The sequence below is a fragment of the Nitrosomonas sp. genome (genome assembly GCA_016703745.1).
In the GTDB taxonomy this organism is placed as follows: Bacteria; Pseudomonadota; Gammaproteobacteria; order Burkholderiales; family Nitrosomonadaceae; genus Nitrosomonas.
This window is the reverse complement of sequence record JADJBK010000006.1, coordinates 903,238-928,182: the sequence shown is the minus strand read 5'-3', so window position 1 is coordinate 928,182 and position 24,945 is coordinate 903,238. Positions and strand designations below refer to the sequence as shown.

The 24,945-nt window shown below is 46.4% G+C and carries 22 protein-coding genes and 1 tRNA gene; 14 read left to right on the top strand and 9 right to left on the bottom strand.

Annotated elements, in window-relative coordinates; all coding sequences use genetic code 11:
- Nucleotides 1–17 precede the first annotated feature (17 nt).
- From pheA to IPG31_05295, 7 genes are all read right to left on the bottom strand, one after another.
- Nucleotides 18–1,085 carry a prephenate dehydratase gene (pheA, locus tag IPG31_05325; GenBank protein ID MBK6617809.1) on the bottom strand — a complete coding sequence of 356 codons (1,068 nt, stop codon included), beginning with the start codon at nt 1,083–1,085 and terminating at the stop codon, nt 18–20.
- Between the two features lie 45 nt (nt 1,086–1,130).
- Complete coding sequence (locus IPG31_05320) at nt 1,131–2,342, bottom strand: 3-phosphoglycerate dehydrogenase (protein ID MBK6617808.1); 1,212 nt, start codon at nt 2,340–2,342, stop codon at nt 1,131–1,133.
- On the bottom strand, nt 2,335–3,441 hold the full coding sequence (gene serC, locus IPG31_05315; GenBank protein ID MBK6617807.1) for a 3-phosphoserine/phosphohydroxythreonine transaminase: 1,107 nt from the start codon (nt 3,439–3,441) through the stop codon (nt 2,335–2,337). Before serC ends, IPG31_05320 begins: the two co-directional genes overlap by 8 nt.
- Before the next feature lie 14 nt (nt 3,442–3,455).
- Nucleotides 3,456–6,002, bottom strand: coding sequence for a DNA gyrase subunit A (gyrA, locus tag IPG31_05310; GenBank protein ID MBK6617806.1), 2,547 nt, complete (start codon nt 6,000–6,002; stop codon nt 3,456–3,458).
- 351 nt (nt 6,003–6,353) lie between these two features.
- Nucleotides 6,354–8,138, bottom strand: coding sequence for a dihydrolipoyl dehydrogenase (gene lpdA, locus IPG31_05305; protein MBK6617805.1), 1,785 nt, complete (start codon nt 8,136–8,138; stop codon nt 6,354–6,356).
- Between the two features lie 2 nt (nt 8,139–8,140).
- On the bottom strand, nt 8,141–9,406 hold the full coding sequence (locus IPG31_05300) for a glutamate-5-semialdehyde dehydrogenase (GenBank protein MBK6617804.1): 1,266 nt from the start codon (nt 9,404–9,406) through the stop codon (nt 8,141–8,143).
- 108 nt (nt 9,407–9,514) lie between these two features.
- The gene (locus IPG31_05295) at nt 9,515–12,037 is read right to left on the bottom strand and encodes an Rne/Rng family ribonuclease (GenBank protein MBK6617803.1); all 2,523 of its coding nucleotides are present in this window, start codon (nt 12,035–12,037) and stop codon (nt 9,515–9,517) included.
- A 510-nt stretch (nt 12,038–12,547) separates the two neighbouring features.
- Between IPG31_05295 and IPG31_05290 the strand changes: the two genes are divergently transcribed.
- The gene (locus IPG31_05290) at nt 12,548–13,582 is read left to right on the top strand and encodes an RluA family pseudouridine synthase (GenBank protein ID MBK6617802.1); all 1,035 of its coding nucleotides are present in this window, start codon (nt 12,548–12,550) and stop codon (nt 13,580–13,582) included.
- On the opposite strand, the gene IPG31_05285 is transcribed toward IPG31_05290, so the two are convergent.
- Both IPG31_05285 and IPG31_05280 read right to left on the bottom strand, forming a co-directional pair.
- Nucleotides 13,568–14,863 carry a hypothetical protein gene (locus tag IPG31_05285; protein ID MBK6617801.1) on the bottom strand — a complete coding sequence of 432 codons (1,296 nt, stop codon included), beginning with the start codon at nt 14,861–14,863 and terminating at the stop codon, nt 13,568–13,570. The two genes, IPG31_05290 and IPG31_05285, sit on opposite strands and share 15 nt — an antisense overlap.
- Before the next feature lie 53 nt (nt 14,864–14,916).
- A complete protein-coding gene (locus IPG31_05280) occupies nt 14,917–15,480 on the bottom strand; it encodes a Slp family lipoprotein (protein MBK6617800.1) in 564 nt (187 codons plus the stop codon).
- A gap of 281 nt (nt 15,481–15,761) precedes the next feature.
- Between IPG31_05280 and minC the strand changes: the two genes are divergently transcribed.
- The 13 genes from minC (at nt 15,762) to obgE (ending at nt 24,941) form a co-directional block, all read left to right on the top strand.
- Nucleotides 15,762–16,499, top strand: coding sequence for a septum site-determining protein MinC (gene minC, locus IPG31_05275; GenBank protein MBK6617799.1), 738 nt, complete (start codon nt 15,762–15,764; stop codon nt 16,497–16,499).
- Nucleotides 16,500–16,531: 32 nt separating this feature from the next.
- Nucleotides 16,532–17,341 carry a septum site-determining protein MinD gene (gene minD / locus IPG31_05270; GenBank protein MBK6617798.1) on the top strand — a complete coding sequence of 270 codons (810 nt, stop codon included), beginning with the start codon at nt 16,532–16,534 and terminating at the stop codon, nt 17,339–17,341.
- Nucleotides 17,341–17,634 carry a cell division topological specificity factor MinE gene (minE, locus tag IPG31_05265; GenBank protein MBK6617797.1) on the top strand — a complete coding sequence of 98 codons (294 nt, stop codon included), beginning with the start codon at nt 17,341–17,343 and terminating at the stop codon, nt 17,632–17,634. Before minD ends, minE begins: the two co-directional genes overlap by 1 nt.
- A gap of 68 nt (nt 17,635–17,702) precedes the next feature.
- Nucleotides 17,703–18,341 carry an outer membrane lipoprotein LolB gene (gene lolB / locus IPG31_05260; GenBank protein MBK6617796.1) on the top strand — a complete coding sequence of 213 codons (639 nt, stop codon included), beginning with the start codon at nt 17,703–17,705 and terminating at the stop codon, nt 18,339–18,341.
- 58 nt (nt 18,342–18,399) lie between these two features.
- A complete protein-coding gene (ispE, locus tag IPG31_05255) occupies nt 18,400–19,233 on the top strand; it encodes a 4-(cytidine 5'-diphospho)-2-C-methyl-D-erythritol kinase (GenBank protein MBK6617795.1) in 834 nt (277 codons plus the stop codon).
- Nucleotides 19,234–19,239: 6 nt separating this feature from the next.
- Nucleotides 19,240–19,314: transfer RNA gene (locus IPG31_05250), tRNA-Gln, on the top strand.
- A 96-nt stretch (nt 19,315–19,410) separates the two neighbouring features.
- Nucleotides 19,411–20,361, top strand: coding sequence for a ribose-phosphate pyrophosphokinase (locus IPG31_05245; GenBank protein MBK6617794.1), 951 nt, complete (start codon nt 19,411–19,413; stop codon nt 20,359–20,361).
- 52 nt (nt 20,362–20,413) lie between these two features.
- Nucleotides 20,414–21,031, top strand: coding sequence for a 50S ribosomal protein L25/general stress protein Ctc (locus IPG31_05240; protein ID MBK6617793.1), 618 nt, complete (start codon nt 20,414–20,416; stop codon nt 21,029–21,031).
- A 110-nt stretch (nt 21,032–21,141) separates the two neighbouring features.
- Nucleotides 21,142–21,711: an aminoacyl-tRNA hydrolase gene (pth, locus tag IPG31_05235; protein ID MBK6617792.1), complete on the top strand. Its 570-nt coding sequence runs from the start codon at nt 21,142–21,144 to the stop codon at nt 21,709–21,711.
- 69 nt (nt 21,712–21,780) lie between these two features.
- Nucleotides 21,781–22,872, top strand: coding sequence for a redox-regulated ATPase YchF (ychF, locus tag IPG31_05230; protein ID MBK6617791.1), 1,092 nt, complete (start codon nt 21,781–21,783; stop codon nt 22,870–22,872).
- A 75-nt stretch (nt 22,873–22,947) separates the two neighbouring features.
- Nucleotides 22,948–23,259 (top strand): 50S ribosomal protein L21, encoded by a 312-nt coding sequence (gene rplU, locus IPG31_05225; GenBank protein ID MBK6617790.1) that lies wholly within the window; start codon nt 22,948–22,950, stop codon nt 23,257–23,259.
- A 12-nt stretch (nt 23,260–23,271) separates the two neighbouring features.
- Nucleotides 23,272–23,529 carry a 50S ribosomal protein L27 gene (rpmA, locus tag IPG31_05220; GenBank protein MBK6617789.1) on the top strand — a complete coding sequence of 86 codons (258 nt, stop codon included), beginning with the start codon at nt 23,272–23,274 and terminating at the stop codon, nt 23,527–23,529.
- Between the two features lie 380 nt (nt 23,530–23,909).
- Complete coding sequence (obgE, locus tag IPG31_05215; GenBank protein MBK6617788.1) at nt 23,910–24,941, top strand: GTPase ObgE; 1,032 nt, start codon at nt 23,910–23,912, stop codon at nt 24,939–24,941.
- Nucleotides 24,942–24,945: the final 4 nt, after the last annotated feature.

Here is a 24,945-nt window from a genome sequence, read left to right as displayed (position 1 = left end):
TTAAGAGAGAAGAATGGTCAAGCTATGGGATAGGAACCCAATAGCTTGATGAAAGTTGCATTACGGTGAAGTGCCTGCAACGCCAGGGCCACATTTTCATCCTGTTGATGCCCTTCAATATCGACAAAGAAGACGTAATCCCATAAATTAGTACGCGAAGGGCGTGATTCGAGACGCGTCATGCTGACCTGATGACGCGCCAGTGGTGCCAGCAGCTCATGTACCGCACCGGGGCGATTGTTGGTTGCCATGGCCAGCGAAGTTTTGTCTCGTCCGGAAGGTGCAACAGCTTGTGAACCAATGATGAGAAAACGGGTGGTGTTATTTGGATTATCCTCGATGTTACAGGCATACAACATCAAACCGAACACTTCCGCCGCTTGCTTGCCGGCAATAGCGGCAGCATGCTCGTCATTGGCTGCCAGCCGTGCGGCATCGGCATTACTGGCGGCATTGATACATTCGATTCCCTGCAGATTATGCAAGTTCTCTATCAGCCAGGACTGGCATTGAGCAAATGACTGCGGATGCGAATAAATTCTTTGAATTTTACTCAAATCCAGCTGTTTTGCCATCAAGCACTGATGAATGGCCAATTCCAACTCGCCACAAATCACGAGCGATGTCTGGAGCAGTAAATCCATGGTTCTGCCAACCGCACCTTCGGTCGAATTCTCGACCGGAACGACACCAAAACTGGCTGTTCCAGATTCCACTTTTCGAAATACGTCATCGATTGAACTGCTGGGTAACGCATGGACAGCTTTGCCAAAGCGTTTGTTGACGGCTTCTTCGGAGAATGTTCCTTCCGGTCCCAGGTAAGCGACCGTGAATGGATCTTCCAGTGCCCGGCAGGCTGAAATGATTTCGGTGAATAGCTGCTGGATTTGAGTCTGACTGAGTGGGCCACGATTATTTTGCTGCAAGCGGGCAAAAATCTGCGATTCCCGCTCAGGACGATAGGCGACACCTGACTTCTGCCGACCCACTTCCTGCGCAAGCTGTGCACGCGTGCTGATTAGTTTGAGCAATTCATCATCGATGGCATCGATTTTGTCACGCAAATGTTTCAGGTTTTCGATCATACTTTTCTCTGATAGCGTCTGATGCTCTCCAAGAATATCAAAAAATTACTGTTGCCCATCACTGGGCAGTTTAGGGATATAACGTACCATTAACACACCAGTAATATTTTCGATTGCGTTGATGATTTCCTGTGGAATGGGTTTGTCGGTATCCACCAGGGTATAAGCAATCTCGCCGCGCGACTTGTTTACCATGTTATGAATGTTCAGGCCGATACTGGCCATGCAGGTTGATATTTGTCCAAGTAAGTTCGGTACATTGGCGTTAGCGATGGCTGCCCGGTAGGGGACTTCCCGCTCCATCGAAATATCTGGAAAATTAACGCTGTGTAAGATGTTGCCATTGATCAGATAATCCATAATCTGATCGGCAATCATGATGGCGCAGTTTTCTTCGGCTTCTTTGGTTGAGGCGCCCAGATGGGGCAGGGCAATGACTGCGGGGTGATGCTGCAGTTTTTGACTTGGAAAATCACAAATATAATTCTTGATCGTACCTTGTTCGATACCAGCAAGAATCGCATCTTCATCCACGATCTCATCACGTGAAAAATTCAGTAACACCGTATTTTTCTGCATTCTGGCAACCAGGTCGGTATTGATAAGGTGACGTGTCGAATCGGTTAGTGGAATATGCAGCGAAATGATATGGCTACGGTGTACCAGTGTTTCTATTTCGTTCACTTTTCTGACTTCAGCGGGTAGGCTCCAGGCAGCGTCAATCGTAATTTTAGGATCAAAACCCGATACCTTCATTCCCAGTTTGATTGCGGCATCGGCAACCAGTCTTCCAATTTTTCCAAGCCCGATGATACCCAGTATTTGCCCAGGCAGCTCTAGTCCAGAAAAGCGTTTTTTCTCAGTTTCTACCTGTTGATGTAAGTCGGCATCATCCCCTTGTAGCGTATCGACAAAGCGAATGGCGGGAATGATATTGCGAGAAGCCAGCAATATTCCAGTCAGTACCAGTTCCTTGACAGCATTGGCATTGGCGCCAGGGGTGTTGAATACCGGAATACCACGCGCATTCATCTGGTTAACCGGAATATTGTTGGTGCCAGCGCCAGCGCGGCCGATCGCGACTACACTCCTGGGAACAGGCATATCGTGCATATTGTGTGAGCGTAGCAGGATGGCGTCCGGATCGGTAATGGTATTGCCAACCTGGAAATAGCCGTCTGGCAGACGGGTGAGCCCGACAGCGGCAATGGCATTGAGTGTGAGAATGCCGAATTTATTATTTTGTGACTCAGGCATGATTTTTCTCAAATTCCCGCATGAAGGTAACCAGTGTTTGCACGCCTTCCACTGACATGGCGTTATAGATCGATGCTCGCATACCCCCCACGGAACGGTGACCTTTTAGTTGAATTAATCCATGTGCTTCGGCCTGCTGCAAAAAAATACTATCGAGGGCTGCATCAGCCAGGGTAAAAGGAATATTCATTCGTGAACGATCTGGTGTTGCTACCGGGCAGTGATAGAACGCGCTGGCATCAATCAGGTCGTAAATTAGTTTTGCTTTGGTGAGATTACGTTGCTCGATTGCGGACAGGCCACCGAGTTGTTTCAGCCATTGCATCACCAGACCCATGATATAAATAGCATAAGTTGGTGGTGTGTTATACATTGAATCATTCTGCGCGTGTGTTTTGTAGCGGTACATGGTCGGTGTGCCGGTAAGCGGATCGGTTTGTAGTAAATCTTCGCGCACAATGACAATTACCAACCCTGCGGGGCCAACATTTTTCTGAGCGCCGGCGTAAATCAATCCAAATTTGCTGATATCAAATGGGCGAGACAGAAAATTGGATGACATATCAGCAACCAGGGGGATGTCTGAGCTTCCGCCAGCAATCTTTGACAAATCAGGTATCCACTGGAACTCAACGCCACCGATGGTTTCGTTGGTGGTGTAGTGGAGATAAGCCGTGTTCGGGCTGATTTGCCATTGATCCATTGGCGGTGCCGAGTTGAAAGCACTTTTTTCCGCGCTGGCGGCGAGATGTACCTGGCAGTAGTTCGATGCTTCGGCAATAGCCTTTTCTGACCATTGACCCGTATGAACATAATCAGCATGCTTCTTGTTGCCTAGCAGATTCATGGGTACCATCGCAAATTGACAGGATGCGCCACCTTGCAGAAAAAGGATTTTGTAATGGTCGGGGATATTGACCAGATCACGCAAATCCTGTTCGGCTTGCTCGGCAATCAACATGAATTCCCTGCCGCGATGACTCATTTCCATGACGGACATTCCACTACCCCGCCAGTCGAGCATCTCATCACGCGCCTGCTGAAGCACGATCTCCGGCAATACAGCCGGACCTGCACTGAAATTAAAGATTTTTCGCATAAGGTATGCTTTGTTTAGTTTTCTTCGGTTTCGATTATTCTTTCTAGTCCGGCGAGTTTTTCATTGTTTCCCAGATTGATTAATGTGACACCCTGGGTTGAGCGTCCCATTTCCCTGATTTCACTGACACGTGTTCGAATCATAATTCCCCCGGTTGTGATTAGCATGATTTCATCTTCCGGCTGGACGAGCTGTGCGGCCACAACCTTGCCATTACGGATGTTGGTGCTGATTGCAATCATGCCCTGTGTGGCACGCCCATGACGAGTATATTCACTGATAGGGGTACGTTTACCAAAGCCATTTTCAGTTGCGGTCAGCACCGCCAGAGATTCATTTTCTGCCACCAGCAGCGAGATCACCTTTTGGCCCGTACCAAGCTTCATTCCCCTGACACCACGCGCCTGACGGCCTATCGGCCGGACATCATTCTCATCAAATCGTACCGCTTTCCCGGCATCAGAGAACAGCATCACATCATGTTTGCCGTCTGTGAGGGCAATACCAATCAAATAATCACCTTCATCCAGTCCAATTGCAATAATTCCGCTGCTACGTGGGCGTGAGAACTCGGTTAGTGGTGTTTTTTTAACCGTTCCGAGCGCAGTTGCCATGAAAATAAAATGTGTATCATCAAAAGTTTTAACAGGCAGGACAGCATTAATTTTTTCGTTCTGCACCAGCGGAAGTAAATTATTGATCGGCTTGCCGCGAGCAGATCGGCTGCCTTGCGGTACGTTGTAGACCTTGATCCAATAAATACGACCCAGGCTGGAGAAGCACAAAATATAATCGTGAGTATTGGCTATGAACAGATTGTCGATGAAGTCATCCTCGCGGGTCGTGATGGCGAGTTTGCCGCGCCCGCCACGTTTTTGTGCCTGATAATCATCCAGTAGCTGGGATTTTATGTAGCCTGCGTGAGATAGCGTCACTACCATGTCAGCCGGAGTGATCAAATCTTCAGTTTGCAGATCTTCGGCATCAACTACGACTTCACTGCGGCGGATATCGCCAAACTGCTGTTTGATCGCAGTCAATTCTTCAGTAATGATGGCAGTGATTCTGCCCGAGTTAGCCAATATATCCAGCAAATCGAGAATCTTATTCATTACTTCGCGGTATTCGGAAACAATTTTTTCCTGTTCGAGGCCAGTCAGGCGTTGCAGGCGTAAATCCAGAATGGCTTGTGCCTGAACATCCGATAACAGATAACCATGTGCAGTCAGCCCAAGATTGGCGGTCAGCAAGTCAGGCCGCAGGCTTTCGGCATCGATAGTCGCGCGCCGTAGCATTTCCTCTACCAGTTGCGAATGCCATGGCCGGGACATCAAGCCTTGTTTTGCGTCAGCAGGCGTAGGCGCAGCCTTGATTAACGCAATAATTTCGTCTACGTTGGATAATGCTACCGCGAGACCTTCCAGTAAGTGGCCTCGTTCACGCGCTTTTTTGAGTTCAAAAGCTGTGCGCCGTGTGACTACTTCACGGCGATGACGCAGAAAACATTCCAGCATCTGCTTCAGATTGAGCAGACGCGGCTGGCCATCGACGAGTGCGACCATATTCATTCCGAACGTATCCTGCATTTGTGTTTCTTTATACAGATTGTTCAGAATAACATCCGGGTTTTCACCTCGCTTCAATTCGATTACTACTCGCATACCGGATTTATCAGATTCATCGCGTAATTCAGAAATACCTTCGATTCTCTTATCGCGCACCAGCTCGCCGATACGTATCAGCAGATTGGCTTTATTTACCTGATAGGGAAGCTCATCGATAATGATACTTTGACGGCTACCTTTCTCCATATCTTCAAAATGAGTTCGAGCGCGTATGACAACCCTTCCACGACCGGTACGGTAGCCATCACGAATACCCGCAACACCATAGAGAATTCCGGCGGTCGGAAAATCTGGCGCAATGATGTAGGTCATTAACTCGTCAATATCTGCTTCTGGTTTAGTCTGTAACAAAAGACAGGCATCGATGACTTCATTGAGGTTGTGTGGCGGGATGCTGGTTGCCATTCCAACGGCGATACCGGATGAGCCATTGATTAGCAAATTAGGTATTTTGGCAGGAAGAATCAGTGGCTCACGCTCAGATTCATCGTAATTTGTGCCAAAATCAACGGTTTCTTTGTCAAGATCTGCCAGGAGTTCGTGTGCAATACGCGACATGCGGATTTCGGTATAACGCATGGCTGCTGCATTATCCCCGTCAATCGAGCCAAAATTTCCCTGACCATCGACCAGCATATAACGTAATGAAAAATCCTGTGCCATGCGCACGATAGTGTCATAAACCGCAGTATCGCCATGAGGATGGTATTTACCGATGACATCTCCCACGATACGTGCTGATTTCTTGTAAGGCCGATTCCAGTCGTTGGATAATTCATGCATGGCGAAGAGTACCCTCCGGTGCACCGGCTTGAGACCGTCACGCACATCAGGTAATGCTCTGCCGACAATAACACTCATCGCATAATCGAGATAAGAACGTTTCATCTCATCTTCAAGGCTGATGGGCAGGGTTTCCTTTGCGAATTGATCCATAGTGATTCGGAATGAGTATCAGTTAAATGAGAATTAGAATTTGTCTAAATAGTCGTTGACAAGTGGCGGTTAATATCCAGAAAAAAGCAGGGACGGTGTGCAGCACGCATCTATTTTTCGGAAAATGTTTGCGGGTGGGGCTGTTTATTGGGTCGTTGCAACCGCTGATTTTACCACAACCCCCTCTATTTATTTGGCGTAACGTGCCATTCAAAACTTCTGGTGCTACGATCCAGGTATGTGTCGCAGGGTTCGAGGTTAGTTGGCAACTTACAAAAACAGGTGTGGTTGATAGCTAAAAAGAGAGTTTAGCGAATATCGGCTACTTCTTCCGATGTTTGTTGAACTATTTTATTTCTTGCCACCGGGTAGATAAAGATCGGTAATGACACCTTCTGCCATTTCTGCGGCGAGCATAACGGTTTCAGATAGGGTGGGGTGGGGGTGAATCGTCAGGGCAATATCCTGCATATCCGCTCCCATTTCCAGTGCAAGCGTGAGCTCAGCAATAAGATCTCCAGCATTGGTACCCGTAATGCCTGCACCGAGAATACGCCGGGTAGTCTTGTCATACAGCAGTTTGGTCAAACCAGTTTCACTACCCATTGCAAGCGCGCGGCCACTGGCTGCCCATGGGAAGCTTGCCTTTTCATAGGAAGTACCTCGTTTTCTGGCTTCTGTCTCTGTTAGACCCATCCATGCAATTTCGGGATCGGTATAGGCAACTGAGGGAATGGTGCGGGTATCGAACGCTACCTTGTGACCAGCAATAACTTCTGCTGCAATCTTGCCTTGGTGGGAAGCCTTATGCGCCAGCATCGGTTCACCAGTAATGTCACCAATGGCAAAAATATGTGAGACGTTAGTACGCATCTGTTCGTCAACCACAATAAAGCCGCGCGTATCGACGGCCACACCGGCGAATTCGGCTGCAATCAGTTTGCTATTGGGGCGGCGGCCGATCGCAACCAGTACCACATCAAACCATTGCGCTTCGGGTGCCTGCTCACCAGTAAAGGTAACTTTCAGTCCTTTCTTGCTGGCTTCGATCTGGCTGACGCTGGTGTTGAGCCAGATGGCTTCGCATGTCTGTTTCAGCTTGTTGAAAAGGGGTTTGACGAGATCACTATCCGCGCCGGGGATGAGTTGTGGCAGTTGTTCGACAATGCTGACTTTTGTTCCTAGTGCGTGGTAGACCGTGGCCATTTCCAGGCCAATGATGCCGCCACCCAGTATCAGCATACGTTTGGGCAGGGTATGCAGCGCCAACGCACCGGTGGAATCAATGATACGCGCATCACTGGGTAACCCGGGAAGCTTGGCCGAGGATGAACCCGAGGCGATGACACAGTGATCAAATGAGACTGTTTTAATGCCATCAGGTGTCTCTATTGTGATGGCATTGGGGCTGATAAATTTACCGATACCCTGGATGACCGTCACCTTACGCTGTCTTGCAAGGGATAAGAGCCCCTGGGTCAGTTTTTTTATCACGCTATCTTTCCAGCGGCGCAACTGCTCAAGGTTGATTCTGGGTTGTCCAAACTCAATGCCGGCTTCATGCGCGGCTTGTGCCTCAGTCAAAACTTTTGCGATATGCAGCAATGCCTTGGAAGGAATGCAGCCCACATTGAGGCACACACCTCCCAGTTCCGGATAGCGTTCGATTAATGCGACCTGCTTGCCAAGATCGGCGGCACGAAATGCTGCGGTATAACCGCCCGGGCCTGCACCCAGGACGACTACCTCGACATGCAGATCGCTACGTGCAGCTGGAGAAAAAGCTGCCGCTGATGACGGGCGTGTTGCATGTACTTCACTCCTGCTTTCCTGGATACCGGTCGTTGTGGCCGTTTGTGTAAGAGACTGGGATGTATTGAGCTGATCGGTTGTTTCAATCACTTCCAACGTGGCAATCAGTGCACCTTTTGATACTTTATCGCCTACCTTGACATGAAATGTTTTGATAGTACCCGCTTGTGGTGAGGGTACCTCCACTGTGGCCTTATCACTTTCCAGCGTCAGCAACGGAGTGTTCAGCCCTACCTGATCACCAGGTTTCGCCAGTATCTCCACGACGGGAACGTCATGGTAATCACCAATATCAGGCAGGGTAATTTGGGTCAATTTTGTCATGGTCATATTCTGATATGTCCATCACCCAGGACAATATACTTTTCACTGGTCAGTCCTATCAGTCCTACCGGCCCGCGTGCGTGCAGCTTATCGGTTGAGATGCCAATTTCTGCTCCCAGACCGTATTCAAATCCGTCGGCAAAACGGGTAGAAGCATTCACCATGACCGAGCTGGAGTCTACCTCACGTAAAAATTGACGGGCAAGCGCATAGTTTTCAGTGACAATGGCATCAGTATGTTGCGAGCCGTAACGGGTAATGTGGTCGATGGCCTGTTCGATATCGGCAACGACGCGTATGCTCAGAATCGGTGCCAGATATTCGGTGCGCCAGTCCTCTTCGGTAGCGGATTTTATACCGGGCAGTAACGCCTGTGCAGCATTATCTCCTCGCAACTCCACTTGTTTTTCCTGCAACAGTTTGCCAATCACCGGCAGAAACTGCTGAGCAATACCAGCATGGATGAGCAGAGTTTCCAGTGTGTTGCACGTGCCATATCGTTGAGTTTTAGCATTGTCAACGATACGCAATGCTTTTTCCAGATTGGCATGGATATCTACATAGATATGGCAGATGCCATCCAGATGTTTGATAACCGGTACACGCGCTTCACTGGAAATTCGTTCAATTAACCCTTTGCCACCACGCGGTACGATGATATCGACGTATTTCTGCATGGTGATCAGTTCACCAACCGCTGCCCGATCGGGTGTGTTGATGACCTGCACGGCTTGTTCCGGTAATCCCGCAACTTTTAGTCCTTCCTGCACACAAGCTGCAATTGCTTGATTACTGTGCATGGCTTCCGATCCACCGCGCAAAATTGCGGCATTACCTGCTTTCAGGCATAAACCGGCAGCATCGGCGGTAACATTGGGTCGTGCTTCGTAAATAATACCAATGACACCAAGCGGAACCCGCATCCTGCCAACTTGAATACCGGAAGGACGATAATTCAGATCGGAAATTGCTCCAATCGGATCGGGCAGGGCGGCAATCTGCTCCAGGCCATCCGCCATGGCGGCAATTCTTTCAGTAGTCAGTGTCAGGCGATCAATCAGAGACGAATCAAGTTTTTTGTCTCTGGCCAAGGCGAGGTCACTGGCATTGGCAGAGATCAAAAGTTGCTCATCGCGACGAATAGCGGCTGCCATGACGATTAATGCCTTATTCTTGGCGGCGGTGCTGGCTTTTGCAGTCAATTGTGCCGCTGCGCGTGCGGCCTGTCCTAACGCCTGCATCATTGAACGTAAGTCTGTACTATTCATGTTGAACGGGTGTTGATGATATCGAGAGTACCTGTTTGTTTAATTACAGGGGTTGCTAAATGCCTATTCGGAGAAGAGCATTCCAATAGGCCTTTTGTCGCTTATCTGTTAATTTTTGGTTTCAATCTGCACCAAAGGTTCCGAATGAGTGGCCTGAGATTCTACGTTGTCCTGGCGAACGCGTACTCTCCTTGGTGGCGCTGGCATCACTTCGGCAGCAGCGATAACTTTCTCCGGTGCAGTTTCGATCATGATCAGACCACTTTTGGAGAGATCCGGCTCGTTACGTTCGTTGTTAGCTGAAATGATAGATTGAGGGACGGTTGCTTGCTGATGTCCTGGCATACCAGAATCCGATTCGATTGGTTTGCTATCTAAAATCGGTATGGTGGGGCTGATCTCAGCTATGTTGGCAGGAGCTGCTATAACTTCTATTGTTGACTTATCTGACTGAAATAAATCATCTGCAGGTACCGTATTGGTCTCGATAGTATCATTGGGTCGCGTTGAGCGATTCCTGTTTGCACCACCACGACGGCGACGGGGGCGTCCTCGCCGCTCTTCTGCCTTTATGTCATCAGAAGATTCGAGAGAGGATGATGTCTCATCCGGTTCGATGATTTCCAGATGAGTCGATGCCGCCTCGTCGGTTGGGAGGGTCTGGGTTGGGTTGCTGTATCTGGCTGGTCTGCGATTGCTCTCTCTGGGCGATTTCCCCGGAGTAATATCGTTGCTGGTAACGGAATTATCAGGCGGCAGTTCAGATGCTTCAAGCGATGATTTGCTCGTGATCGCAGCATTATTGCCCTCTGGAGATTGATTGGCCGACAGGGGTTTACTTCGTTTGTTACGATTACGGTCCCGGCGGTTGCGATTACGTTCAGCGCGGGCATTTCTTTCTTTTTCTTCATCAGGCGTCAATATCGATTGAGTCTGATTTTGTCCACTATTGGATTTGAACAGGCTAAAAAATTTATCTAAAAACGAGAGTGATTCTCGGGGTTTTTCTTCACGAACTGGTGCAGGTTGATCAAGTTTGATACCGGTAACTGCTGCTTTGGGCTGTGATGTCTTGTTCTCCTGGGCATTTGAAGTGGGTAGTATTTCTTCAGAAATTTTTTCTACCATTTCATAACTGGCGGGTAATTCAGTTGATTTGAGATCCTCATGTTTCAGTCGGTTGATAATGTAATTAGGGGTTTCCATGTGAATGTTGGGAACCAGAATGATGCCCACCTTCAGTCTTGCTTCCAGTCGATATATTTCCGAACGCTTTTCATTCAGTAAAAAGGTAGCGACATCAACAGGCAGCTGCACCTGTAGCAGACTGGTATGTTCTTTCATCGCTTCTTCCTGAATGATTCGCAGGATATGCAGTGCAGAAGAATCTGTGCCTCGGATGTGGCCAGTGCCATGGCAGCGAGGGCAGGGGATGTAATTTCCTTCTCCGAGTGAAGGACGCAGGCGTTGCCGGGAGAGTTCGAGCAATCCAAATCTGGAAATTTTTCCAACTTGAACACGTGCGCGATCAAGGCGCAACGCTTTTAGGAGCGTTGATTCTACTTCACGCTGGTTGCGAGCAACTTCCATATCAATGAAATCCACGACTACCAATCCACCAAGATCACGTAGGCGTAGCTGTCGTGCAACCTCATCAGCGGCTTCGAGATTAGTATTGAAAGCAGTCGCTTCAATATCGGATCCACGGATTGCGCGTGCGGAATTGACGTCGATGGATACTAATGCCTCGGTATGATCAATCACGATCGAGCCGCCGGAGGGTAGCGTGACTTGCCGGGAATAGGCAGTTTCAATCTGATGTTCTATCTGAAAGCGAGAGAAGAGCGGTATGTCATCCTGATACAGTTTAAGCCGTTCCACATTTGCTGGCATGACATGCGCCATGAATTGATTGGCTTGTTCATATATCTCTGGATTATCGATCAGGATTTCACTAATTTCGGCGTGGAAGTAATCGCGGATTGCGCGTATAACGAGACTGCTTTCCTGATAGATCAGAAAAATTCCATTCTGGTTATTTGCGGCTTCCTCAATTGCACGCCAGAGTTGAACGAGATAATTTAAATCCCATTGCAGCTCTTCTTCGCTGCGACCTATTCCCGCAGTTCGTGCGATCACGCTCATGCCATCAGGAATCTGGAGATTGGCAAGGACCTCACGTAATTCAGCTCGTTCTTCCGCGCTGATACGTCGAGAGACACCTCCGCCTTGTGGATTATTTGGCATCAGAACCAGATAACGACCTGCCAGCGAAATATAAGTGGTAAGAGCAGCACCTTTATTGCCGCGCTCATCTTTATCAACCTGTACAATGAGCTCCTGTCCTTCACGCAGTAGATCAGCAATGCGGTTGCCGGTTGTGCCAGTTAGGTTGCTAGTACAGGTGGGTGCAATTTCCTTGTAGGGCAGGAATCCATGTCGGCCAGCGCCATAATCAACAAAGGCGGCTTCCAGACTTGGTTCCAGCCGGGTGATGGTTGCTTTATAAATATTGCTTTTGCGCTGTTCCTTGCCAGCGATTTCAATATCAAGATCGATAAGTCTCTGTCCATCGACAATCGCGACACGCAATTCTTCCGGCTGAGTCGCGTTGAATAACATTCGTTTCATTTAGTGCCTCCCGCGCTTGGTACATGGGCAGACTGGTTGTTCACTGTTCGGTAGAAGCCGTTTGGTCAGCAGGTCCGACAAGGATGATATTCCGATGGCAGGCATGTATTTGGATTTATTGTTTTGGTAAATTGCCATCAGAAAGTCAATGGTATAGATGGTGATTAAAAATAACCAATTTAGGTTGCCATTCAGCCTGGATCCGTTATCAATATAACATATTGAATTAGCTATAAATAATGTCTTCATGTGGTGGCAAATTATCTGCTTTGCGTTGCCTGAAGTCAGGAACCGAAATCTATCTATGTCTTAAGCGCGTAATTTATTTACTATCGCTACTTTACGTGGTGAGCGACATTAACCAGACAAAACAGTCTGCTTTCCGAATCTGAAAATATGGAATTTGATCCACAAACATAGATTGAGTGTGTAATCTCGACAGGTTTTAGAAAGCAAAATTAAAGGAATTCGGGTGTGAAAATTACGGGTAAAAATATTGGCAAAAATCCCATGGGTAGCCGGACAACCAGCAAAGCCACTATGCCAAGTACTATTATGCCAGATCGCGTGGTTATAAAACAGATAGATGAGACAGCGGAAGGGCAGCGAATCGATAATTTTTTGTGCAAATTACTTAAAGGCGTACCCAAAAGCCATATTTACCAATTGCTGCGCAGTGGGCAGGTGCGTGTAAATAGTAAACGTATAGTTGCCAGTTATCACTTGCAATTGGCCGACAAAGTGCGAATTCCTCCCGTTAGCTGTAAGAACAATATCTTGCCAGTTAACTTTGAGAAACAGATGACGCAGTTCCCCGTTCTGTTTGAAGACGAAAATTTACTGGTAGTCAATAAACCGGCAGGCATAGCGGTACACGGAGGCAGTGGGATTAGTCATGGTGTAATCGAGCAGTTGCGCATGCAGCATCCAGGCTGGAAATTTCTTGAGCTCGTCCATCGGCTTGACCGCGAGACTTCGGGCATACTTTTGCTGGCAAAAAAAAGGCAGGCACTGATTAATTTGCATCAGCAGATTCGTGAAGGCCGAGTGCATAAAAGTTATCAAGTGCTAGTGTCAGGGAGATGGCACAATTTAATCCAGAATGTTAAATTTCCACTCAATAGATACGTAACGGCGGCAGGGGAGCGCCGTGTGGCGGTTGCTGGCAGTAATGGAAAAGATGAGAAAATCAAATCCCAGCAGGCACATACTATTTTTTGCTTGCAGCAAAACTGGGATAATTTCAGTTTATTAAGTGCGGAGCTGAAAACAGGGCGAACACATCAGATCCGGGTGCACCTTGCTCATTTGGGTTTTCCAATTGCGGGTGATGATAAATATGGAGATTTTGAGCTAAACAAGCAGTTACGAAAAAATGGACAAGATGTGCCGCTGAAACGCATGTTTTTACATGCTGAAAAATTTTCCTGTTCGCATCCATTAACCAATAATCGCCTGCTGCTGGAAGCGCCTTTGGCGGCAGAGTTGCGCTTATTTCTGCTTTCACTGGGCGAGCCTTTGAATTTGGTATCAGTGATGAAGTAATCTCAAAGAGGATACGCGTTGTTCAATCTTGTCAATTAATTCTTGATAAGTAGTTGTATGCAAGCCCCCAAATTTAGCTAAAAAGGTTTGTTCGCCGAGGTGTTCAGGTAAATCTGCCCAATAGGGCATCAGATCGCTATCATCAATGCCGGCAAGGATGGTTGAGCGTATTTTTTGGGCTGAGGATTGATTTTTCATTATTTTAGCTGCGAAACTGGTACCGGCACGGTTGGCGGCGATATCGTTGAATGAAAACCCGCTGCCGCTTCGCGCGTCTTCCAGTTCTTTATAAAGCCCAATGGCATCAGATAATACCGTATCGGTGTAGGCCGCTATGGCAGCCGATGAGATGAAATGCATCGCAAAGTCTGCTCGCCCATCCAGAGTAATTCTTACCCGAGCTGAAGGCGGCCATTTAGCGGCTTCAGGGGCGATGAGTTTGAGTGGAAGCTGTAGTACGTGAAATGCAGTTACCAGTATTGCTACTCGCATTTCTTCTCTGGCATTGGTGTATGACGGGTCGCGGGCGGTTTCCTGCATGAGTTTGGTCAGCACTTCAGAAAGCGTAATCGACTGTGCGCGGTTCTGTTGGTTAATTTGATTGAGAAAAGTATGGTAGCGGAGCAGCTTTGCAATCATCTGCTGATCAAAAAAGGGGGCACTGAATGAAAGTGAGTTGCTCTGATCGCTATCCCAGCCTTGCCAGTAATAGGTAACTGCAATTCCATCGAGTGAGATGTCTATTTTCTGAAATGCCTCTATGCCAACACGCACGTCAGGGCTGATCATTTTTAATCTGGTCAAGAGCTGCTGAAGAAAGAAATTAGTCAGGCTGTCTGGTATGGTTAGCTTGCCAATACGCAGTGATTTAACAGCTGGCTGTCCTTTAAATTCAACTAATGACGCTTCGAGGTTAACATAGGCCTTATTAGCTAAGGCGGCTATCTCAGGGATGGGCAGACTGATCTGGATACGCCCTTCCTGCTGATGCAGCTTAGATTGCGCGCGTCCGTGTCTTAGATGGTGTGCCAGATAATTGAGTATAGTATCTAAATCTTCCCACTTTATAGTAGCGGTGGCGGTGGAGCCTGGTCTAACTTGGTAGCGGTGCGTATCGAAAATGCTTTTAACGCGAGCAATATGTTCATGGGTGACCTGCACTTCTCTGGAAACCAGTGGTTTGCTATCAATCAGCAGATAAAAGATTGCACCAAGCGTTATCCCGGCGATAGCCAGCAGGATTAGTAATAACGTGACAGTGCGGTTTAATATTGTTGATATCAAAACGATTCAACTAGTCTGAGTGCTAGAGATAGGTCCAATAATCTGTTGCATTACCAATAATACCAGCCTCGCCCATAGTAGCCCCTCAAAAAGAATGGGTGATATCCAAAGTACGGATAAGGATGGTAACTATAGGGATATCGACCCAATCCATATGCCTGATTTATGCCGTAACCTTTTGGCCATAGATAAATTGCTTGAGATGTGATGAGTGGAACACGAATTAATTTACTACCGACCGTGCGTTCTATTCCCCCTGTCAGGGTTCCGGTTACAGTAACTTTACTGTTTTTGGTTAAAATGGCGGGATCTAGAAAATCACGGGTTCTGACGACGAATCGCCCTTCTCCGTTGTAGCTGGTTTGTGGAAAACCATTGCGATCCAGTGGATAGTAAAGTATCTGCACTGATGAGGAATCAGTCTCGTTTTCTACTTCGATAACCGTGCCACCCCAGCGTACAGGTGTGTCTAAGTAGCTATCGACATTCTGGTTGGCGAGCTGATACGGTATGTCAACTGCTGTGAAATCTCTGATCACGGTCGGCATGTTGCTGCATGCGCTGAGAATAAAAAGTAAAACAAGCGACAAACACGGGTTGAGTGGCAATTGCATTTTCATGGCTTTCTCCAATGGTCATCCAGCATTTTCGGTAAAAATCGAGAGAAGACTCCTTCGTTTATTGGGTTTTTATGGTTTGTGCCGCAATGTCCGTTTGTTGTTCCATTGATTAGATAGTGTAATATAATCGGCGGTTCTATAATTTGTTAAATCAGCTTATTCCATTGAATGAACGGTATAGCATGATGGGTGGCTGGACATTCCTGATTCTGCCTTTTTAATTTTAATTTGCCTTGCCGCGTGATCAGTTTTGCGGAAACTTCATAAATCGTGACATGGATGGATCGCAGTCTCTTGTTCTGGAGCTAAAAAGCAGCACTTTTTTTGCGCCCGTGCTGGTTTTATACAGCAATGAAATAGATTTAATTACTGAAAAACTGAAAGAAAAAATTTCTGGTGTGCCAGATTTTTTTAATAATTCAGCAATACTATTTGATTTAACAGAATTAAATCATAAGAGATTGTCGGTTGATATCGATGCGTTGGTCTCAATATTGCGTGAAATGCATATATTTCCGATTGGAATCAGGGGTGGGAATGATGCTCAGCAGCAACAAGCATTGGCGCTATCGATACCGGTTGACTCTGGTCGCAGCAGCGGGAGCATGCTGTTAGAGACGCAAAGCAAGCCGGATATTCCGTATCAACCGCAAGCATCTGTTGAAATTATCAAAGAAGTTTTTCGTGCCCCCGCAACACTTGTGATTCAGCCGGTGCGCTCTGGTCAGCGGATTTATGCCAATGGTGATCTGGTTATCCTGGCGCAGGTCAGTGCTGGTGCCGAGATTATGGCTGAGGGTAATATTCACGTTTATAATACGCTGAGGGGTAGAGCCTTGGCGGGTGTGCAGGGTGACACGGCTGCGCGCCTTTTTTGTCTGGATTTGCAGGCAGAGCTTGTCTCAATTGCAGGTGTTTACAAAACAAGTGAAGATTTGAAGGATATCGTCAGCAAAAAGCCGGTTCAGGTTTTTCTGCAGGAGCAGGCATTGATTATTGCGCAACTTGATTAATTATCTACATTTTTCTTGGGAAGGAGATTCAATTGGCAAGAGTCATTGTTGTCACATCGGGTAAGGGTGGCGTTGGAAAAACGACAACCAGCGCTGCTATTGCTATGGGATTGGCCAAGCGAGGGCATAAAACTGCAGTTATCGATTTTGATGTGGGGCTGCGAAATCTTGATTTAATCATGGGGTGTGAGCGACGGGTGGTTTATGACTTTGTAAATGTCATTAATGGCGAGGCTAATCTCAATCAGGCGTTAATCCGGGACAAGAACTGTAATCAGCTCTATATCCTGCCCGCATCACAAACCCGCGATAAGGATGCATTAAGTCTTGAAGGTGTGGGCCGGGTGTTGGAAGAGTTGTCGCAAGACTTTAAGTATATTGTTTGTGACTCGCCCGCCGGCATTGAAAAAGGCGCTTATCTGGCAATGTATTATGCTGATGATGCCTTGGTGGTGACCAATCCGGAAGTATCCTCTGTGCGGGATTCGGATCGTATGTTGGGCATCCTGGCAAGTAAATCACGCCGTGCCGAGCTGGCGATGGATCCGATCAAGGAATACCTGTTGTTGACACGTTATGATCCAAGTCGGGTGGAGTCGGGTGAGATGCTTAGTCTGGAGGATGTTCAGGAGATCCTGTCACTTCATTTGCTGGGGATTATTCCTGAATCAAAATCGGTTCTGACTGCTTCTAATGCAGGGGTTCCTGTTATCCTGGATGAAAAAAGTGATGCGGGCCAGGCGTATGCTGATGTGGTAGCACGTTATCTCGGTGAGAAACGACCACATCGTTTTATTGAAAGCAAAAAAGGGTTTCTCAGAAAGCTTTTCGGAGGTAAATAATGAGCTTGCTGGATTACTTCAAACTATCCAAGCCTAAAACAGCGGCACTTGCAAAAGAGAGACTACAGATTCTGGTCGCGCATGAGCGCTATTATCGAAATAAACCATCGTATCTGCCGCAGTTGCAGGAAGAATTGATGCAGGTTATTCGAAAATATGTACAGGTGGATCAGGATGCGATATCTGTCAAGTTTGAGCAAGATGAAAATCAGGAAACACTTGAACTCAATATTGTATTACCAGATAGTCAATCAAATAATACTAAGGAAAATAGTGCCAGAAATATATTCTGATTAGTTTTTGGTTGAATTGGGTCCGTGTTAATTCTACTGAAAGTGCCTGCTTCAGGCAGTCTAGGTCAATGAACTTAACTGGCGGCGAGTGGGTTATTCGTCAGCACAGTAATTTTTTATTGTTCTTGTTCCTGGTTGTACTGATTGGTTGCTCAGCTACGGAAATTCGTAATAGTGAGATTAAAACTGTTGTTATTCAACCTGGAAGCGGAAAATTAGCTGAAGAGAGCAGCTATGCTCTGACTGGACGACTTTCTGTGCATAATTTGCAACAAAAGTTTTCTGCAACAGTCAATTGGCAGCATCGTGCGGATGAGGATCAGATACTTCTTTTTTCTCCGTTGGGGCAAACGATTGCTCGTATTGAGCAGGACATTTCCGGAGTACGTTTGATTACTGCTGAACCCGCTCTCTATCAGGCTGAAAATATAGAGCGTTTAACACAGCAGGTATTGGGTTGGGTATTACCACTTTCAGGATTACACTTCTGGGTCAGAGGATTTCATTCTCCGTTGACTATTGCAGAATTGGACCTGGATCGCAATGGACGAATTATTGCTATTCGTCAGGATGGATGGAACATTTATTATTCAATATTTTTCCCATTGAGGCCTGGTATGCAGGAATTGCCAAAATTGCTTGAGCTTAGCCGTGATAATCTGAAAATAAAACTAGTCATTGATCGTTGGATAGGTATTACCGATTGATATAATAAAAACTCTGAAATTAAATAGTAAAATTTAAATGAGTTTTTTTCTGCCTGGTCTGGAAATTTTTCCAGCGCCTGCAAAAGTGAATCTTTTTCTTCACGTTGTTGGTCGTCGTGCTGATGGCTATCATTTATTGCAGACCGCATTTCGCTTTATTGATTTTTCTGATCAATTGGCTTTTGATGTCAGAAAAGATGGTGCGATCAATATAGTGAGCTCGGTATCGGATTTATCCGGTACCGATAATTTGTGTGCTCGTGCCGCAAAACTTTTTCAGGAGAGGAGTGGTAAGGCTCTGGGTGTGGATATTTATCTGCAAAAGCAAATTCCAATGGGTGGTGGCCTGGGTGGTGGGAGTTCTGATGCTGCTACTACTTTAATTGTCTTAAATCGTCTATGGGATGTTAACTGGAATAGAACGCGTTTGATGATGCTGGGTTTGGAGTTGGGTGCAGATGTACCTGTATTTATTCGTGGTAAAAATGCGTTTGCAGAGGGTGTGGGTGAAGAGCTAACCCCGTTAACTTTGCTTCCGGCCTGGTACACAGTGCTCACTCCTCCTGTACATATTTCGACTGCCGAGGTTTTTGCGCGTAAAGAGTTGACACGCAATACGATTCCTATCAAAATATCGGCCTTTTCCATGAGTGAGGGAAAGAATGATCTTGAATCAGTCGCGGTAAGGATGCAACCTGTTATCGGCGATTGGTTACAATGGTTAAAGCAGCAATCGGAGGCAAGTAGAGTCGCCATGAGTGGATCGGGTGCATGCGTTTTTGCTGAGTTTGCGGATGAAGGTAGCGCATTAAAAGTGTTCAGAAAACTTCCATTGGATATGTGTGGTTTTATGGCACAGGGGCTTGCAGAGCATCCGTTGTTGCATTTTTAGATAAGATGGGGAGTCGCCAAGCGGTAAGGCACCGGATTTTGATTCCGGCATTCGTAGGTTCGATCCCTACCTCCCCAGCCAAACAGCGGTAATCTATCAGCAGCGGATTTATTTTTTGTAGTAATAATGTGAATTCTCGCCAGTAATTACTTTCAATTATCAGGAATAAAATTTCGCATGGCCTACGATAGTCTGATGGTTTTTACTGGAACGGCCAATCCCAGACTGGCTCAGGATGTTGTCAAGCACCTGAACATCAATCTAGGTAGAGCGACGGTTTCGCGTTTCAGTGATGGCGAAATTATGGTGGAAATTCTTGAAAACGTGCGCGGTAATGATGTTTTTGTATTGCAGTCCACCTGTGCGCCTACTAATGAGAGTCTCATGGAGATCTTAGTGATTGTAGATGCATTGAAGCGTGCGTCTGCGGCACGTGTGACGGCAGCTATACCTTATTTTGGTTATGCGCGACAGGATAGAAGACCACGCTCGGCAAGGGTTCCGATTACGGCCAAAGTGGTGGCAAACATGCTGACCAGTGTTGGTGTGGATAGACTGTTGACTATGGATCTTCATTCTGATCAGATTCAGGGGTTTTTCGATATTCCTGTGGATAATATTTACGGAATGCCCATTCTCTTGGGCGATATTTGGAAGCGTCATTATCAAAACCTGGTTGTGGTTTCTCCGGATGTGGGTGGAGTAGTCAGAGCGCGACATATGGCTAAACGCCTGGAATGTGATCTGGCAATCATTGACAAGCGCCGTCCAAAACCAAATGAATCGGTAGTAATGAATATTATTGGCGAAGTGAAAGGCCGTACTTGCGTGATTGTGGATGACATGGTTGATACAGCTAACACACTGTGCCAGGCAGCTGCTGCATTGAAAAAGCAGGGCGCTCTGAATGTTATCGCATATTCTACCCACGCAGTATTGTCAGGTAATGCCGTTGCGCGTATACAGGAATCGGAGCTCGATAAAGTGGTAGTGACTGATACGATTCCATTAAGTGAAGAAGCAAAGAACAGTGGTCGTATCAGTCAATTGAGTGTGGCGAGCTTGTTTGGTGAATCAATGTTAAGAATAAGCAATGAAAATTCATTAAGTTCGCTGTTTATTGAGTGAAGTAATTATTTTGGCTGTCTGATTATAGGCGGGTTATCTTCTGGGGAACGTGATGCAAATTGAAATCAGTGCGAATATTCGCAAGTTACATGGAACAGGTGTTAGTCGTCGTATGCGTACATCAGGAAGACTTCCTGGGGTGGTCTATGGCGGAGATGGAGCGGTACAATCCATCGAGATGGATCATAAGGATATGTATTACAAACTAAAAGTAGAGGCATTTCATGCTTCTGTTTTATCGCTCAATATCGATGGTAAGCCTATTCAAGTAGTCCTGCGTGATTATCAAATGCATCCCTTCAAGCAACAGATTTTGCATATCGATTTTCAGCGGATCAATCAGAACAAAAAAATGCATGTCAAACTGCCTTTGCATTTTATTAACGCTGAGAGTGCTCCGGGTGTGAAACTGTCTGGTGGTATTGTGAGCCATATTCTGACCGAGGTCGAAGTATCCTGTCTTCCAAAAGATTTGCCGGAATTTATAACGGTTGATTTATCAGAAATGAAAATTGGTGGTATTTTGCATTTAAGTAATTTGATATTGCCATCAGGTGTGGAAATTTTGGCGCTGACAAGGGGTGACGATCAGGCAGTGGCTACACTCACCACCCCTCGTGGCGGATCGGCAGGCGAAGCTGGCGCTAATGCGGAAGCTGCATCATCTTGATTGGTTTAATTTTTATGGGGTTACTGCAGATTTCCTGAGTTTGAATTTAACCCAGATCGACCTCCACTCTATAGTTTTGCTTAGAATCTGTGCAAGCACCTGAATTACCCATTAGGTTGGTAGTTGGCCTTGGCAACCCGGGTGAAAAATACGTAGATACTCGCCATAATGCTGGTTTTAATTGGTTGGATGAGTTGGCGGCGAGCTATCACGTGACACCCAAGTTAGAGCACAAATTTCATGGTTTGTGTGCGTGTATTCAGGACGACCATATAAATTGTTGGCTTCTGAAGCCGCAGACCTACATGAATGCCAGCGGAATGTCTGTAGCCTCGATTTGTCGTTATTATGAAATTCTTCCAGAGCAGATACTGGTGGTGCATGACGAGTTGGATTTGCTTCCAGGAAATATCAAATTGAAATGGGGTGGCGGTGCCGGGGGTCATAACGGACTCAAGGATATTTTGGTGCATCTGAATGATCAGCCATTCTGGCGTCTCCGGATCGGAATTGGTCATCCAGGGAATCGACAAGTAGTTGCCAGTTATGTACTACATGTGCCTGAAAAAGAAGAATCCGCTTCGATCAATCATGCTGTTAAACAAAGTATGCAGGTGTGGCCTCAAATTATGAGTGGCAGGATAGGGGAGGCCATGCTATTGCTGCATACCAAAAAATAATCTGTAAGATTATATGGTTGCGTGTGGCTATTTTCGGGTGTACTACTATCTGTTAACGAGAATCCAATTATGAGTTTGAAATGTGGGATCGTTGGTTTGCCTAATGTTGGTAAGTCCACTCTCTTTAATGCGCTAACCAAGGCGGGTATTTCTGCGGAGAATTATCCATTCTGCACAATTGATCCTAATGTTGGTATTGTTGAAGTGCCCGATCTGCGTATCAATGGACTAAGTCAAATTGTTAATCCGCAGAAAATTCAACCTGCTATTGTTGAATTTGTTGATATTGCCGGATTGGTGGCAGGTGCTTCCAAGGGTGAGGGGTTGGGAAACAAATTTCTGGCAAATATTCGTGAAACTGATGGCATTGTGCACATGGTTCGTTGTTTTGCAGATGACAATGTTGTTCATGTTTCAGGTAAGGTCGATCCGCTATCTGATATGGAGGTTATCCATACCGAATTGGCGCTGGCTGACCTGGCAACCGTTGAAAAAGCTATGTTACGTGAAAATAAACTCTCAAAATCTGGTAATAAAGAGAGTATTTTCTTATTCGGTTTGCTGGAGAGATTGTATGCACACCTTGATGCCGGACAACCGGTGCGCAGTCTATCTCTGGATAAATCTGAACAGATATTGCTGAAGTCGTTATGCTTGTTGACAGCAAAACCAGTTATTTATGTGGCTAATGTTGCAAACCAAGAAATAAAGAATAATCTGCTGTTGCAGCAGATTCAGGAGCAAGCTGCAAAGGAATCAGCACCCGTGGTTGTTATCTGTGCTGCGTTGGAGGCTGAAATTGCAGACTTGTCCGATGAAGATAAGCAGATATTTCTGGCTGATATCGGTATGGAAGAGCCTGGATTAAATCGCTTGATCCGTGCCGCTTACCAGCTTTTAGGTCTTCAAACCTATTTCACTGCAGGTGTCAAAGAAGTTCGGGCATGGACAATTCTAGCTGGTGCTACCGCTCCACAAGCTGCTGGTGCGATACATACCGATTTTGAGAAAGGTTTTATTCGTGCGGAAGTTATTTCTTATCAGGATTTTGTTTCACTTGGTGGCGAGCAGAAAGCAAAAGAGGCCGGTAAAATGAGATTGGAGGGTAAGGAATATATCGTAAGAGATGGGGATGTGATGCATTTTCGTTTCAACGTGTAGTCGTTTTTTACTAAAACTTGCAACTTAAATTGAGTAAGAACGCTATAATATGCGGTTACTGAATGGGGAGATTTTATGTACGCAGTGGTTAAAACCGGTGGTAAACAATATCGGGTTGAGGTTGGTAACAAACTTAAAGTGGAAACATTGCCGGTGGCGGTAGGTGATGAATTTTTGTTGGATAAGATTTTGATGGTTGCTGATGGCGAGAGTATTGTCACAGGTAGTCCTTTGCTTGATAAGGCAAAAGTTAACGCAACTGTACTCAGTCATGGTAGGCACGACAAAGTGCGTATATTTAAAATGCGGCGTCGTAAGCATTATCAAAAGCACCAGGGGCATCGACAGAATTATACGGAGATCCAGATTACTGGTATTTCTGCTTAAGGAGAGAGATTAATGGCACATAAGAAAGCGGGCGGCAGCTCCAGAAATGGTCGCGATTCTCATTCCAAACGTTTGGGTGTGAAGCGCTATGGCGGAGAGTTAATTAGAGCAGGTGGCATTATTATTCGTCAACGTGGCACACAGTTTCACCCAGGTGAAAATGTCGGTATCGGCAGAGACCATACACTTTTTGCTAAGCTAGATGGAAAAATTGTGTTTTCTGTCAAAGGGTCACTAAATCGGAGAACGGTGACAGTAGTTCCTGCGTGATATTCGGTTTGTGTTTGGATCGACTGCAAAAAGCCCCATTCTATGAATGGGGCTTTTTGCTTGTAGTCTCTGTACGAGCACGCACTGTATAAGTAGTTAAGGTACTGTTTTAAGGTGGTCTTGCTCGAGTATTCCAAGAGGGGAACGCAATTGATCCGATCAACCTGAATGCAGCTTGGTATATAGCATAGCGCATACTTCGGTAAACTTGGAGTACTCCATATCGCAAGACCTTAATCTTGCGAACTGCTTACCGCGAGTATGCGCACTTGGCGATATGGAAAAGGTGTGGCCTGTAGTGATTGCCCCCTATACTGATCGTGAGGTGGTTATTATCGCTTTATTTCCAGTAGGTTAGGTATTATTCCAAGGCAAAATTCATGAAATTCATAGATGAAGTCAAAATACAGATTGCTGCGGGAGATGGTGGTGACGGTGTGGCGAGCTTCCGTCGGGAGAAAAACATTCCAAAGGGTGGTCCCAACGGCGGGGATGGCGGCAATGGTGGAAGTATTTATGCGTTGGCAGATCATAATCTCAATACGCTTGTTGATTATCGTTTTACACCTATTTTTCGTGCAAAGCGTGGCGAGAACGGGCGAGGAGCGGACTGTTATGGTAAGGGTGCAGATGAAATTGAATTGCGTATGCCTGTGGGAACGATCATAAAGAACGATTTAACCGGTGAAATTATGGTAGACCTGCAATATGACCAGCAGCGAGTGTTGCTGGCGAAGGGTGGTCAGGGTGGGTTAGGCAATAATCATTTCAAATCGAGTATAAATCGGGCACCTCGGCAATTTACGCATGGTGAGCCGGGTGAGAAATTTGAGCTTAAGCTGGAACTCAGGCTGTTGGCTGATGTGGGTCTGCTTGGCTTGCCGAATGCGGGTAAATCTACCCTTATTCGTGCGGTTTCTGCAGCACGCCCCAAAGTGGCGGATTATCCTTTTACTACGCTTTACCCTAATCTTGGCGTGGTTAGAGTGGATGATGGTCGTAGTTTTGTGATGGCTGACATACCAGGATTAATTGAGGGGGCTGCAGAGGGTGCTGGGTTGGGGCATCGCTTCCTCAAACATTTAAGTAGAACAGGTTTGTTGTTACATGTGATCGATCTGAGCCCTTTTGACAAGCAGATAGATCCGGTTCATTCTGCTCGTGCACTGGTAGGAGAGCTGCACAAGTTTGATCAAACCCTCTTTGAGAAACCTCGTTGGCTGGTTTTTAATAAGGTGGATTTATTATCGGAAGTGGAGCGCAGCACTGCTTATCAGGAATTTTTAAAGGCTTTGAACTGGCATGAACCGTGGTTTGCAATTTCGGCGTTGACAGGGGAAGGTTGTCAGGCACTGACATATGCCATTATGCGGTATCTGGAAACATTATGGTCAACTACCGGAAAGACGTGATGGT

Coding starts and splice junctions, on each gene's coding strand:
- IPG31_05240 (MBK6617793.1), top strand. CDS start 20,414: ATGCAAATTGAAATCAGTGCGAATATTCGCAAGTTACATGGAACAGGT.
- lolB (MBK6617796.1), top strand. CDS start 17,703: ATGAACTTAACTGGCGGCGAGTGGGTTATTCGTCAGCACAGTAATTTT.
- IPG31_05320 (MBK6617808.1), bottom strand. CDS start 2,342: ATGCCTGAGTCACAAAATAATAAATTCGGCATTCTCACACTCAATGCC.
- IPG31_05290 (MBK6617802.1), top strand. CDS start 12,548: ATGGGTAGCCGGACAACCAGCAAAGCCACTATGCCAAGTACTATTATG.
- IPG31_05245 (MBK6617794.1), top strand. CDS start 19,411: ATGGCCTACGATAGTCTGATGGTTTTTACTGGAACGGCCAATCCCAGA.
- IPG31_05300 (MBK6617804.1), bottom strand. CDS start 9,406: ATGAATAGTACAGACTTACGTTCAATGATGCAGGCGTTAGGACAGGCC.
- minC (MBK6617799.1), top strand. CDS start 15,762: ATGGATGGATCGCAGTCTCTTGTTCTGGAGCTAAAAAGCAGCACTTTT.
- serC (MBK6617807.1), bottom strand. CDS start 3,441: ATGCGAAAAATCTTTAATTTCAGTGCAGGTCCGGCTGTATTGCCGGAG.
- rplU (MBK6617790.1), top strand. CDS start 22,948: ATGTACGCAGTGGTTAAAACCGGTGGTAAACAATATCGGGTTGAGGTT.
- lpdA (MBK6617805.1), bottom strand. CDS start 8,138: ATGACAAAATTGACCCAAATTACCCTGCCTGATATTGGTGATTACCAT.
- pheA (MBK6617809.1), bottom strand. CDS start 1,085: ATGATCGAAAACCTGAAACATTTGCGTGACAAAATCGATGCCATCGAT.
- rpmA (MBK6617789.1), top strand. CDS start 23,272: ATGGCACATAAGAAAGCGGGCGGCAGCTCCAGAAATGGTCGCGATTCT.
- minE (MBK6617797.1), top strand. CDS start 17,341: ATGAGCTTGCTGGATTACTTCAAACTATCCAAGCCTAAAACAGCGGCA.
- ychF (MBK6617791.1), top strand. CDS start 21,781: ATGAGTTTGAAATGTGGGATCGTTGGTTTGCCTAATGTTGGTAAGTCC.
- IPG31_05280 (MBK6617800.1), bottom strand. CDS start 15,480: ATGCAATTGCCACTCAACCCGTGTTTGTCGCTTGTTTTACTTTTTATT.
- gyrA (MBK6617806.1), bottom strand. CDS start 6,002: ATGGATCAATTCGCAAAGGAAACCCTGCCCATCAGCCTTGAAGATGAG.
- IPG31_05295 (MBK6617803.1), bottom strand. CDS start 12,037: ATGAAACGAATGTTATTCAACGCGACTCAGCCGGAAGAATTGCGTGTC.
- obgE (MBK6617788.1), top strand. CDS start 23,910: ATGAAATTCATAGATGAAGTCAAAATACAGATTGCTGCGGGAGATGGT.